Genomic DNA, 12,050 nt, shown 5'->3' on the forward strand with positions numbered 1-12,050 from the left:
ATAGCTAATGAGAAGTTAGCATAGTAATAGATTTACTCTTCGTGTATTATCTGATGCTTACTTTTAATCTTTATGTAGTACATAGCGTATATACAATGAGCGATGTAATTGATTTAAATTCAAATGAAGTATCAAGTTACTATACCTATGAACCTGACCTAAAAATAGGAGAAGCGTTGGCACATATTGTAGCAGCAGCCTCAATAGTTGAAGAGCTTGAGGGAGAGAGTGAGGAAGTAAAAGAGACGGTGAGAAAATATACTGATGCGTGGATAGTGGCAGTAGCACCATTAGATTATGTCCCCGGCATGGCTGAGGTCGTAGGGAGTAAGATTAATAAGAAACTGACTAAGATATTTCCAGACATATCTGAAGACGAGCTAGGAGAAACATTTGAAATTGTTATAGAGGCTAAAAGGAAACTGGAAGAAGGTCAAGTACCTTTCAATTATCAGGAGGTGGAAGTGAGGACCGAAAAAGTCCTGCGTGCTCTTGGTGTAGATTTATCTTACATTCAAAAATTTATAACTGGAGATCTTAATAAACGATTATTGAGGCTTATCTCAATATTTGTGTTAGCTATAGGGATAGCAAGTATTTGGGATCAGAAATGGATAGCGGAATATCAATAACAGCGGAAAAGTTAGTTGAGGTAACCACAAAGTATGCTAGTAAGATCTCTGTTAAGGACGAGGAGATAGAGAGACTTGTAGGAATTTCAATGAGAAATATTGCAAAAACCTCAGTACAAAGGGTGTCTTTTTGGCTAGTAGAGGAAAGGGGTAATTTACTTTACTGTAAATTGTGTAACAAGGGTCCATTTACTAAGAAGGGTCTCTATTTACACTTACTTCGTCTTCATAAAGACGAGATTAAAGCCTTGATAGAAGATGAATTAAAACATGAGATAAAGGCTATCTTATAGGTTTGATAATGCTCTATCCAGGTCTTCAATTAAATCTTCTATTTCCTCTATACCTACAGAAAGTCTCAACATATTAGGCGTAATTCCAGCCAATTTCCTTTCTTCTGGTGTTAAACTCCTGTGGCTCATTGTTGCAGGATGAGATATAGTGGAGTTCACACCCCCTAATGTTTGGGCAGAAAGTATTACATTAAGTCTATTCATTAATTTTATGGAGTCTTCTTGAGAACCTTTGATTTCGAAGCTCACAACTCCCCCGTTTGCCTTCAAAACTTTCCTGGCTGTATTATAATCAGGATGCACCTTTATTCCGGGATAATATACTCTGGATACTTTCGGATGCTCTTGGAGAAACTCCGCTATCTTTTGTGCATTAGAATTTATAACATCCATTCTTACCTTCAGTGTCTTCATTCCTCGTATAGTGAGATATGATGCATGTGGATCTGCAGATGTACCTAAACTCCTTCTGGTAAGATCAATTTTATTCATTAATTCGTTGTTACCACAAGCCACTCCTATTATTACATCATTATGTCCTGCAATGAACTTTGATCCACTATGTACTACAATATTTGCTCCTTGGACAATAGGTTTCTGGTTTATTGGCGTAGCGAACGTTCCGTCTACAACCAATAGCATATTATTTTCTTTACATATTTTAGCCAACTCAGGCAAATCTACAACCCTTAATGTGGGGTTTGAAATACTCTCCACAAATACCATATCGTATTTTTTCTCCTTAGCTTTCTCTATGACTTCTCCAGGTTCAGCAACTTCAGCTCTTACACCCCAATTTTTCATAAATTCAGTGAAGAATTTGTACGATCTACCGAACATGTCCCTATGAATGAGGACTGATGAATTTGGTTTTAACAGGGTAAAAGCTACCGTAGATATTGCTCCCATACCTGAGGAAAATACTACACCCATTTCTGCTTCTTCTAAATTAGCAACCATCTCTGCCAACTTTAGTACAGTTGGATTTGCCTCTCTTGTATATCTAAATTTCTCTCCAACAGGAAATTCAAAGGACGTGGTCTGATATATTGGAGTGGTAATAGCGCCAGTTTTTTCGTCTGTTCCTTCAAATGTAGCTTTAGTTCCATCTCTCAACCCATGCACCCCCTGCTATCTTAGCTTCCTTGACTAAACACTTCTGAGAGTATGTTTCACAGATTTCAAGTCCATCCTTTTTAATTTTGTTTTTATCAGTATATTCATCAACGAACACTGCAATTGTAGGACCAGCCCCACTTACACATGCACCAATTGCGTTATTCTCTATTGAAATTCTCTTAAGTTTTTCATAGTGTGGGAAAAGTGGACTCCTCGCTACTTCTACTATCTCGTCATTCAAACCCAATCTTAATAAGTCCCTATCACCTTTAATAAGTCCTAAAATTGTAGAGGAAAGATATCTTGAATTTCTAACCATCTTACTTAATTCCACATTACGGGGAAGCATTTCACGTGCCTTCTTAGTTTTATCCTTAAGCTGTAAAACTGGAATGAATAGTAATAAGGAGAAATTTAAGTTAACTGGGATGGGCGAAACTGTAACTGGTTCAGTATTTAATACAGCTACTACCCCTCCATAAACACTTGCCGCAACATTATCAGGGTGAGCAGAGCCTGAGGATGCTATTTCTCCGATCATTGAGGCTCTCACTAACTCTTGCTTATCTAAACCTAATTTAAGCAAATTATTTACACCAACTACAGCTGCGACAGCAGAAGCTCCGCTGCTTCCTAGCCCTAAGCCTGCAGGTATTCCTTTAATAACTTTTATTTTAACTTTGACTTTCACATCAAGTTCGTTCAATAACTTGTATACTGCATACGAAGCTGAGTTCTTATCTACCTCATTGGGAACACCATCACCAGTGACGAGAACTTGTAAAGTTGAGTTTGGAATCGCTTCCATTTCAACACTGTCTTCGAAGGCGTCATGTGCTAATGCCAATATGTCGAATCCTGCTCCAAGATTAGCTGAAGAGGAGTATGCTTTAATTAACATGTTGATGATTCTGTCTTTTCAGATTAAAAATGTTTAACCCCTAAAATATTTCTTAATATCTTGATTCCTTACAATAATTTCTAATTTTTCCTTACCTATTACTTTACCGTCCTTATGGAACGTAGCTGGGATAATAATTTTTGCCTTATCCATTAGTTGTAGGGCAACTGAAGGATATCTTAATTTGACTACAGGGTCTTTTACTAATTTACTTAATCCTACCCACTCTAGGTAGCCCACGTACTCATTACCTTCGCCTGTCTCTATAATGTTTCTCTCCTTACTTAAATCTCCCTTAAAGTTAGAATCATATAAATTACTTATTACGATAACATCCCCTATACCGTATTTGATTGCCTTAAGTCCTATATAAGATCCAAAGGGTAGCACTCTAAATCCTCTTGGATATAGCGTAGGCTCTTCTTCACCTATGTATACGGGTCTCTCATCTAATGATCTAAGGTAAACACTTACCTCACTTCCCTCTTCTATATTTTCGCCTGGGTTTACAATAATGTAACCGTCTGCAGTAGAAAAAACTCCTATCATGTAGCTGTCAAAAGGCATCCCTATAGCATAATATTTTCCATCTTTTTTAATTAAATAGACTGGAATATATGTGGTCCTATTATAATCTGATTTTACTTCATTTATTATAGTTGCCTTTATGGTATATCTATAGGAAGAAATGTTATACATTATATCTATATATTTATCAACTACTTCTTCATTTATCACCATTGTAGATGTTATATTTCCTGGTAATCCGAAAACAGGTTTACCCTTAATTTCTGCTAGTATTGCAGGCTTTCCTGGTTTTATTTTTAAGCCATGAACTATAATTTTACCTTCCTCTTTGATCACTTGATGTACATAATCTTTTTCTCCTGCACTTGACCCCCCTGTTACTATGACGATGTCTGCTTTTTCTATGCCTTCCAGTATCTCTCTTCTAATTAATTCTTTATCATCGTTTACATGTGTCCTTTTTATAACCTCATAGCCTTTAGATAAGTAATAAGCTTGCAAGTAGTACGAGTTACTCTCATAAATCTTTCCTGGATCAAGGTCTTTACCTGGTTCTACTAATTCATCTCCAGTAATAATAATATATATCCTTGGTCTTTTGTAAACTAAAACTTGCCTTATTCCAATTGATGCTAAAAGGGCTATCTTATAAGGGTTTAATCTCTCACCTCTTCTTACCACCAATGTTCCCTTAGGTATGTCTGTACCGATCCAACCTATGTTTTCACCAAAACTTAATTTCTTACTTACCTTTACCTTGTTCCCCTCAATTACTGTATTTTCAACCTTAACGACTGCTGTTGCCCCTTCAGGAATTGGTGAACCAGTGTCCACTTCGACTGCTTCTCCATTGCCTATCCTGATCTCCTTATATTCGCCAATTCTAATCTTATCTATTACTGTAAATTCCCCAGGGCAATGGTCATGCTTTATCGCAAATCCATCAACTGTGGATCGAGAGAAAGGGGGTAAAGGTATGTCAGATATTATGTCCTCAGCTACAATCCTGTTTAACGAGTCTTCAAGATTTATCCTTTCCACTTCTAATTGCTTTACTCCAAATTCGTTTAGGAATTTAGCTAGAGCATCCTGAGGATAAAGTAGTTCTGAATCCTTAAGAATCGCTCTCATAAAAATATATTCAAAAAACTACATAATATCTTTACTTACATAACGATTAATGCGGCTTTTTTCAACTCGTCCAATACAGTTAAAATTGGCTCTCGAACTTGATCAGACGGAAGATTTGTATCATTACTCGCTCTGTCAACAATCTCGGTCACAGTTCGATTACCATCACATAATTCCCAAACATAATAAGCTATAGGTGCAAGCTCATAAACCTTCTCTTCGGATAACTTTATCACGTAGCCTTCTTCTTCTCCACTTTTAGTTACATCAATCAGTTCTCCTACCTTTTGTGGCTTAAGATCTTTTACTTCATCAAAATTCATTCATCTTCCTCTCCTTCGCTCTCTCTCCGCGGCCTAAATCCACCTCTTCTTCCTCCGAATCTTCTGCCTCCTCTTCCTCCTCCTCTGTATTCTCCTGCAGAAGGTGTTGTTTCAGGTATGGATTCAGCCTCGGGTATATTGTTATCCTCAGCCTCAGAAACATTAGATTTGCTTCCTGCATTTAACTGTACTTTACCCTTATAAGCCGTAGTCCATGCATTTGCAATTTTTATCACAGAACCAGATTTAATAGTTCCAGCAAGATTTCCCCATAAAGTTAGTTTTATTCTACCTGTTTCATCTCCGACAACTGCTTCGCTTATAGTTCTTGTCCCATTCTTTGTTTGTATAACTCTTGGCTCGCTTGCTTCTATTACTCTAACAGTTATATTTACATTTTCCATTCCAGGTTTTAAACTATTTACCTTGTCTACCATTTATTCTCGACTCACGAATTTTGTAAATAATATCTCTCTATTCAGGTATAAAAATCTGTGTTATAATCCTATTGAGAGTTACTAACATTTGTTTTTAAGCTAGTAGATTATAAGATTAAATTGGGATAGTCTGTGAGTAATAGTGTTAATGCCAATCATCTATTAGATTATCCAAAGAAATTTTTAGAAATGCTATCTGCCCCGTTTGTAGGCAGAGAAGAGGAAGCAAGAGTATTAACATTAGCATTGCTTTCCAAAGAGCACGTAATACTAATTGGTGAGCCAGGAACTGCCAAATCAGCTTTAGCTAGAAGAGCGGCAGATCTAATGAGTGCGAAGTTCTTCATGTATTTGTTAACCAAGTATACGGAGCCTGCAGAATTATTCGGAGCATTAGATGTTAATGCGCTGAAGCAAGGCATATACAAAAGGATTACCAAAGACAGATTACCAGAATCAGAAATTGCCTTTCTCGATGAGATTTTTAATGCAAATTCTGCTATATTAAACGCGCTATTATCCTTATTAAATGAGAGAGTTATATATGACGGTTATAACGTTATAAAAGTTCCTCTACGAACACTAATAAGCGCAAGTAACAGGGTTCCAGATGAACCAGAATTAGACGCATTATATGATAGACTGTTGTTAAGGCACTACGCAAGACCAGTAAGTGAAGATCAGTGGAAGGACCTTATAAATTCAGCATGGGACTATGAGTTTTCAGACAAATGGCATATAAGTCAAACAATCATGACCATATCTCAATTAGACGAATTATACTCTCTAATACCTCAAGTAGATCTGTCTGCTGTAAAATCGAAACTACTAAAGCTTTACGCAATGTTAGAGGAAAAAGGTATACATTTAACGGATAGAAGAAAGGGAAAAGTTTTGAAGATAGCTGCATCTCATGCTTTACTAAATGGTAGGTTGAAGGCTATAGAAGAGGACTTGATTGTTCTGAAGTATATTGCACCCAAAGAGATTGATGATTTTGAAAAGGTGTCCGCCCTATTATCAGAGGAATTAAAAACACCAATTAAGTACATGAAAGAACTTAATGAAATCTACTCTAACATAAAAGAGGCAACAAAATATGTGGATGCTGCTAATGAGTCTGATCCCAGGTTAGTGGAGTTAATAAGGAGCCTAAGAGCTACGAGGGATAGGGTAATCGCTTTAGGTAAGGAAAGCGGAGATGAAAAAGTGGAAGAATTCTCGAAAGATGTAATAAATGAAATAGATAAGTTATTAGAAAAAGTTGCAAGAAAGCTGGGGATATATCCTTGAGCGAGGATGGTTTTTTAAGAGGAGTCGATTATTTAGATCCCTTAGTTAAATATAGAGGAGAAAGGTTAGGTTACACTCTTAAGAAACTCACTGGTAAAGATCTTCAACTAGAAGATGGATTTTTAGTAGATACTTATTACATTCACTATTTACCTATGCCAATTCCAGTTACAAAAGAAGAAGTAAACAAAGGAAAAGAGGTAATGTATAACTTCATTAACATGATGTTGGATTCTGAGTTGGTTATAAAGAATAGAAACTACTCCATTGCTAACTCAGCAGTTAGTATGGCTCTATCTGTAAGTTACATTCAAAATTTGATTGAGGAGCTAGAGAGAATCAAAAGAACATCGCAATCCCAAGAAGAGAGGGAAATGGCAGAACAAATATTAAACGGTCTAATGAAGGGGAGTGGCGGAAAAGAGAGCAATACCAAAAATAATGAGGAGAATCAAAAGATGGAGAGACTAATGAAACAAGTACATGAAAAAGCGTTGAGTAAAGCAGTGGAAGACGCTGAGGCAGTAAAGAACATGCAAAGAATAGTAGGAGGAAATGGTGCAGGTACTGGTTCTATACTTAACTTTGAAGGAGAGATTCACGAGGTCTTGAGGTTGGCGAGAAACACCGAGATTAAGAAGATATTGGAGTTCCTAAATGGAATGCCAAGGTTAGGTAGCTACACTAAGAAGAGGACTGTAAGATATGCTAGGGGAGAATTACACGGTTATGAGAAGGGTTCCGATTTAGAAAGAATCGTTTATTCAGAGTTAGCGTTACCTGACGAGTTATTTTATGTGAAATTTGCTGACTCGGACTTACTATTATATCAGAAGAAGATTAAGGAAGCGTTAGGTCCTATATATTTACTTTTGGATAAATCTGGAAGTATGGATGGCGAGAAGATCATTTGGGCAAAAGCCGTTGCCCTATCCTTATATAATAGGGCAAGGAGGGAGAATAGAGATTTTTACATTAGGTTTTTTGATAATATACCATATCCATTGATAAAAGTTATGAAGAACGCTAAGAGTAAGGATGTAATAAAAATGATTGAATATATAGGCAAAATAAGAGGTGGGGGAGGTACTGATATAAGTAGATCCATAATTTCAGCATGCGAGGACATAAAAGAAGGGCATGTTAAGGGTGTTAGTGAGGTGATATTACTAACAGACGGTGAAGATAAGATAGCTGAAACCACAGTCAGAAGGTCATTAAGAGAGGCTAACTCTGTTTTAATAAGCGTTATGATTAGGGGAGATAATGCTGACCTACGTAGGATTGCGGATAAATATCTAGTAGTTTACAAACTTGATCATGACGATTTATTGAGAGTTGTTGAAACTTAAAATTAGAGGAGGCCTCAGTATCATTCTCCGTTAATACGGTGTCAACTGAGTATGGCCGTTAATAATATTTTTATAAAGGGATGGGATAAAAATTTATTGATGTTGAACGATCCGAACACTGAGTTAGTGTTGTGATGAAGAACTTTTTGCTGAATTAACGTAATCTCGTAAAAACTTCATATCTTCCTCTAAGCTTTTTTCATTTTCTTCTTTAATCCACATTAATCCTCCTGCAGCATCTACAAGTTCACCCTTTATTTTCAAGTCCTTAGTTTTTTCTTTCCAATTAAAAACATATTTAGAAACGACGAAGACGTAAATATCGCCCTCATTTCTTAGGTGTATCTTTCCTGAATATAGATCTCCAACCGTATATTCAATTTCTTTTGCAAAAGGTTCTTTACCTGGTCTTTCACTTACTGGGTACCAGTTCCTCTTCACATTTCCGCCAATTTTTGTGATTACATTGGATATATTTTCTTCAACACTCATTATACTATACCCCTTGATGCAAGAACCTCTTGGGCTAGTTTAGATATTCCTAGTTCTTCGGGGCTAAATCCAAATGCTAATCCTAATAACTGGGTTACATATATTGCTGGAACCACCCAATTCACATTGAATTCAGCTTTTATTCTCAGCTGTAAGTTGTCTAGCTGTAAATGACATAGGGAACAAGGGTGAATTATTATATCTGCTTGCTCCTCCTTTGCACTCTTAAGTACGCCATAGGCTAACCTTAAACCAACTTTAGGATTGCTACCCATTAGGGGAAAACCACAGCATGATTTTGCTGCTTTAAAGGAGACTGGTGTTGCTCCTGTCACTCTGATAAGGTCTTCCATACTATGAGGGTTAAATGCAGGCTCGAAACCCATTATTTCTTCTGGTCTGAGCATTTGGCATCCGTAGTAAGCTCCTACTTTAAGACCTGTCAGTTGTCTCTTTATCCTTTCCCTTATCTTTTGTAATCCTACATCTCTTACTAATACCCACACTATATGTTCTGCCTGAGCGCTACCAGAATAACTTACACTGGTTCCTTTTATCCTGTCATCTACTTCCTTTTTCAAGTCCTTGTTTTCTTTGTACTTATGTGTGGCTAATCTATGACTTTGTAGACAAACACTGCATGGTGTAACCATCTTTTGATAGCCCATCTTTTCGACTATTGAGAGGTTTCTCAAGTTTAATGCTACATGTCCTACTTCATCATATTCATCATAAAATCCTCCGCCACAGCAGTTCCAGTCTTTCACCTCATCTAATCTAAGTCCTAATGTTTCGAATACTTTTTTTGTAGCTATATCTATATCTTTAGATAAACCGTGTGCCGTACAACCTGGGTAATATGCGTATGCCATAACTTATCCCCTTAATAATTTTCTTACTTCTTGGATGTTTTCCACTGCCTTCTCTTTCACTAGAGCATATTTAAGTTTTCCTGATTGCATAAGGAATATCATTTCTTTCATAGAGCCTAATAGACCATACGTGGATAAGTAAACTCTGGAACCCATTATCTTGCCTGAGTCAAATATCGAGCTATGAACTGCCTCAGTGTGTTTCTCACCTGTCTTTATAACCTCAGTCTTATCCTTTGCAAGCCTACTAAATGCTCTTGTTTTCTTTATTGCTGTAACAGGCTCTATATCTCTAGGACATACATTGTAGCACATATAACAGTAAGTACATCTCCAAGCACTGTCTATAAGTATCTTCAATCTTTCCTCTGTTATAGTATCCCTAGGATCTGCCAGGAATCTGAAACCTTTTGCATGGGCAGCTGGACCTAAGAACTCAGGATCCTCTTGAACTGCTGGGCACGCTGATACACATAATCCACACCATATACACTGGGCAAATTTCCATAATACTTTTTGATCTTCTGGCTTCAGTCTGTGTTCAGCCTTACCTTCTAATACTTCATTACTTGGATATAATCTAGGCTTTACCTTATGCATCCTATTATAAAAGTCGTCCAAATCTACCACTAAATCTTTAACAGGTTTGAAATAATCCATGGGCTCAATGGTTATAACATTACTACCATATTTCTTTATGACATCAAGTACTAGAGTCTTACATGCCAATTTAGGTTCTCCATTTATTTTCATTCCACAGCTTCCGCAAACCGCCATATGGCAAGAAGCTCTATATGCTAAAGTTGGATCCTGCTCGCTTTTTATCCTCCTTAGTGCCTCAGTAAATTGAGTGAACCTATCTACCTTTAGCTTATATTCTTGCCAATAGAATCCTTTCTCTTGTGTGTATCTCTTAACTTTTATTACAACCTCTGCTTCTTCATTCTTTAGGGACATCTTAATACACCCTTTCTTCAGGTTTCCATTTGGTCATTTTAACTGGCTTATAAGTTATTTCTACAGTGTTTCCTGATAGATATGCTATGGTGTGTTTGAGCCAGTTTTGATCATCTCTCTTTGGATAGTCTGTTCTGTAATGGGCTCCTCTTGATTCCTTTCTGTTTAAGGCAGTACTTGCGATTACCAAACCTAGGTCAATCATATTCTTAAGTTCTAGGGCGTTATAAAACTCTGTATTGTAAACTTTGCTTTTGTCCAATACGTACATATTCTTCATTTGTTCCCTCAGCTTTAGGATTTCTGAGACAGCGTTCTTTAACCCATTTTCATCCCTGTATATTCCTACGAACTCCCACATGTAATCTCTCAATTTTTCTAATATATCACCGAAATGAACACCAGATTCTTTCTTTACAATATCATATGCACTCTGTTCAGCCTTTTCAGCCTCTTTGTCTATATCTGATGATGGTTCTGTAAAGGACTGTAAGAATTTAACTACCTCATTTCCTGTCTCTCTTCCAAAAACTAATGTTTCTAGAAGAGAATTAGACCCCAGTCTATTAGCTCCGTGTACAGATACACAGGCTGCCTCTCCAGCTGCAAACAACCCTATTACATCTGGGTTCTTACCTGTAATATCAACATCTATTCCTCCCATATAGTAATGATGAGCCGGTCTTATGGGAATCAACTCCTTAGTTGCGTCCACTCCAGAGAATGTCTTTGCTGCCTCATAAGCTAAGGCTAATCTTTCTTTTATGTACTCTTCACCTAAATGTGATATATCTAACCCTACATATCCACCTGGAAAACCACGTCCTTCCTTAATCTCAGTTATTATAGCTCTTGAAACTATATCTCTTGGTGCTAGGTCTAACTTCTTTGGAGCATATCTAGTCATAAATCTTTCTCCTTTAGCGTTCTTTAAAACCGCGCCTTCACCTCTAGCTGCTTCACTTATTAGAATATCAGATGGATATAACGCTGTGGGATGGAATTGGACAAACTCAGGATCCTTCAGTGCTACTCTAGCTCTTAGAGCCATTGCATAACCGTCACCTGTTCCGATATAGCTATTTGTGGTGTGTCTATACAGCATTCCCATACCTCCAGCGGCTATGACAACTGCCTTAGCCTTAAAGAAGAATGGTATCATGTTTCTCATATCAAAAGCTACTACTCCTCTTACCCTACTCTCATCTCTAATTAACTCCCAAGCAAACCATTCGAAATAAAAGTCTACTTTTCCAGATCCTGAAGTCCTCTCGTACAAAGTATGAAGTAATGCCATACCTGTTTTGTCTCCAACGAATCTAGTTCTTGGATAGGTCTGACCACCGAAGTATCTTAAGGCTATCCTTCCATCTGGCTGTCTGTTAAATAATGCTCCCCACTTTTCTAGCAACTCTACAATTTCACCCGACTTATAGGCTAGCAGTTCAGCAGCATCCTGATCTACTAAATAATCTCCTCCTTTTATTGTATCATATGCCATATAGTCAGGACTATCATTAGGATCTGAGTTACCATTTACGTAGGCTGCTATACCTCCTTCTGCGGCAGCTGAGTGAGATCTAGTAGGAAATACTTTAGATATTACTGCAGCAGAATAGCCAGCCTTAGATATCTCATGTGCAGCCATTAAACCGGCTAGACCAGCTCCTATAATCACGGCGTCATAACTTAGCTTTTCCATATTTGATTTAAACTAGTT

At 37.2% G+C, this 12,050-nt stretch carries 13 protein-coding genes; 4 read left to right on the plus strand and 9 right to left on the minus strand.

The window, feature by feature from the left end:
* Positions 1-95: 95 nt before the first annotated feature.
* Both SUSAZ_04455 and SUSAZ_04460 read left to right on the plus strand, forming a co-directional pair.
* Positions 96-632, plus strand: coding sequence for a hypothetical protein (locus SUSAZ_04455; GenBank protein AHC51305.1), 537 nt, complete (start codon positions 96-98; stop codon positions 630-632).
* Positions 611-925 carry a hypothetical protein gene (locus SUSAZ_04460; protein AHC51306.1) on the plus strand — a complete coding sequence of 105 codons (315 nt, stop codon included), beginning with the start codon at positions 611-613 and terminating at the stop codon, positions 923-925. The genes SUSAZ_04455 and SUSAZ_04460 overlap by 22 nt, the downstream gene beginning before the upstream one ends.
* On the opposite strand, the gene SUSAZ_04465 is transcribed toward SUSAZ_04460, so the two are convergent.
* The 5 genes from SUSAZ_04465 to SUSAZ_04485 are packed head-to-tail and all read right to left on the minus strand — an operon-like array spanning position 920 to position 5,364.
* Positions 920-2,041 (minus strand): hypothetical protein, encoded by a 1,122-nt coding sequence (locus SUSAZ_04465; protein AHC51307.1) that lies wholly within the window; start codon positions 2,039-2,041, stop codon positions 920-922. The genes SUSAZ_04460 and SUSAZ_04465 overlap by 6 nt on opposite strands.
* Positions 2,025-2,945, minus strand: a complete 921-nt coding sequence (locus tag SUSAZ_04470; GenBank protein AHC51308.1) for a homoserine kinase — start codon at positions 2,943-2,945, stop codon at positions 2,025-2,027. Before SUSAZ_04470 ends, SUSAZ_04465 begins: the two co-directional genes overlap by 17 nt.
* Positions 2,946-2,978: 33 nt before the next feature.
* Positions 2,979-4,604 carry a molybdopterin biosynthesis protein MoeA gene (locus SUSAZ_04475; GenBank protein AHC51309.1) on the minus strand — a complete coding sequence of 542 codons (1,626 nt, stop codon included), beginning with the start codon at positions 4,602-4,604 and terminating at the stop codon, positions 2,979-2,981.
* 35 nt (positions 4,605-4,639) lie between these two features.
* Positions 4,640-4,927, minus strand: a complete 288-nt coding sequence (locus SUSAZ_04480) for a coenzyme PQQ synthesis protein (protein ID AHC51310.1) — start codon at positions 4,925-4,927, stop codon at positions 4,640-4,642.
* A complete protein-coding gene (locus tag SUSAZ_04485; protein ID AHC51311.1) occupies positions 4,924-5,364 on the minus strand; it encodes a single-stranded DNA-binding protein in 441 nt (146 codons plus the stop codon). The genes SUSAZ_04480 and SUSAZ_04485 overlap by 4 nt, the downstream gene beginning before the upstream one ends.
* A 132-nt stretch (positions 5,365-5,496) precedes the next feature.
* Here SUSAZ_04485 and SUSAZ_04490 point away from each other — a divergent pair, with 132 nt between their 5' ends.
* Positions 5,497-6,657 carry an ATPase AAA gene (locus tag SUSAZ_04490; protein ID AHC51312.1) on the plus strand — a complete coding sequence of 387 codons (1,161 nt, stop codon included), beginning with the start codon at positions 5,497-5,499 and terminating at the stop codon, positions 6,655-6,657.
* The gene (locus tag SUSAZ_04495; protein ID AHC51313.1) at positions 6,654-8,009 is read left to right on the plus strand and encodes a von Willebrand factor A; all 1,356 of its coding nucleotides are present in this window, start codon (positions 6,654-6,656) and stop codon (positions 8,007-8,009) included. The genes SUSAZ_04490 and SUSAZ_04495 overlap by 4 nt, the downstream gene beginning before the upstream one ends.
* A 123-nt stretch (positions 8,010-8,132) precedes the next feature.
* Here SUSAZ_04495 and SUSAZ_04500 read toward each other — a convergent pair whose 3' ends face one another.
* From SUSAZ_04500 to sdhA, 4 genes are read right to left on the minus strand one after another with little or no spacing between them, the layout of a single operon-like run.
* Positions 8,133-8,501 (minus strand): succinate dehydrogenase, encoded by a 369-nt coding sequence (locus SUSAZ_04500; GenBank protein ID AHC51314.1) that lies wholly within the window; start codon positions 8,499-8,501, stop codon positions 8,133-8,135.
* Positions 8,501-9,373, minus strand: coding sequence for a disulfide reductase (locus tag SUSAZ_04505; GenBank protein AHC51315.1), 873 nt, complete (start codon positions 9,371-9,373; stop codon positions 8,501-8,503). The genes SUSAZ_04500 and SUSAZ_04505 overlap by 1 nt, the downstream gene beginning before the upstream one ends.
* Before the next feature lie 3 nt (positions 9,374-9,376).
* Positions 9,377-10,330: a succinate dehydrogenase gene (locus SUSAZ_04510; protein AHC51316.1), complete on the minus strand. Its 954-nt coding sequence runs from the start codon at positions 10,328-10,330 to the stop codon at positions 9,377-9,379.
* Between the two features lies 1 nt (position 10,331).
* Entirely contained in the window at positions 10,332-12,032 is a 1,701-nt protein-coding gene (sdhA, locus tag SUSAZ_04515) for a succinate dehydrogenase (protein ID AHC51317.1), read from the minus strand.
* Positions 12,033-12,050 lie beyond the last annotated feature (18 nt).

Origin of the sequence: Sulfolobus acidocaldarius SUSAZ (assembly GCA_000508305.1) — an archaeon.
Taxonomy (GTDB): domain Archaea; phylum Thermoproteota; class Thermoprotei_A; order Sulfolobales; family Sulfolobaceae; genus Sulfolobus; species Sulfolobus acidocaldarius_A.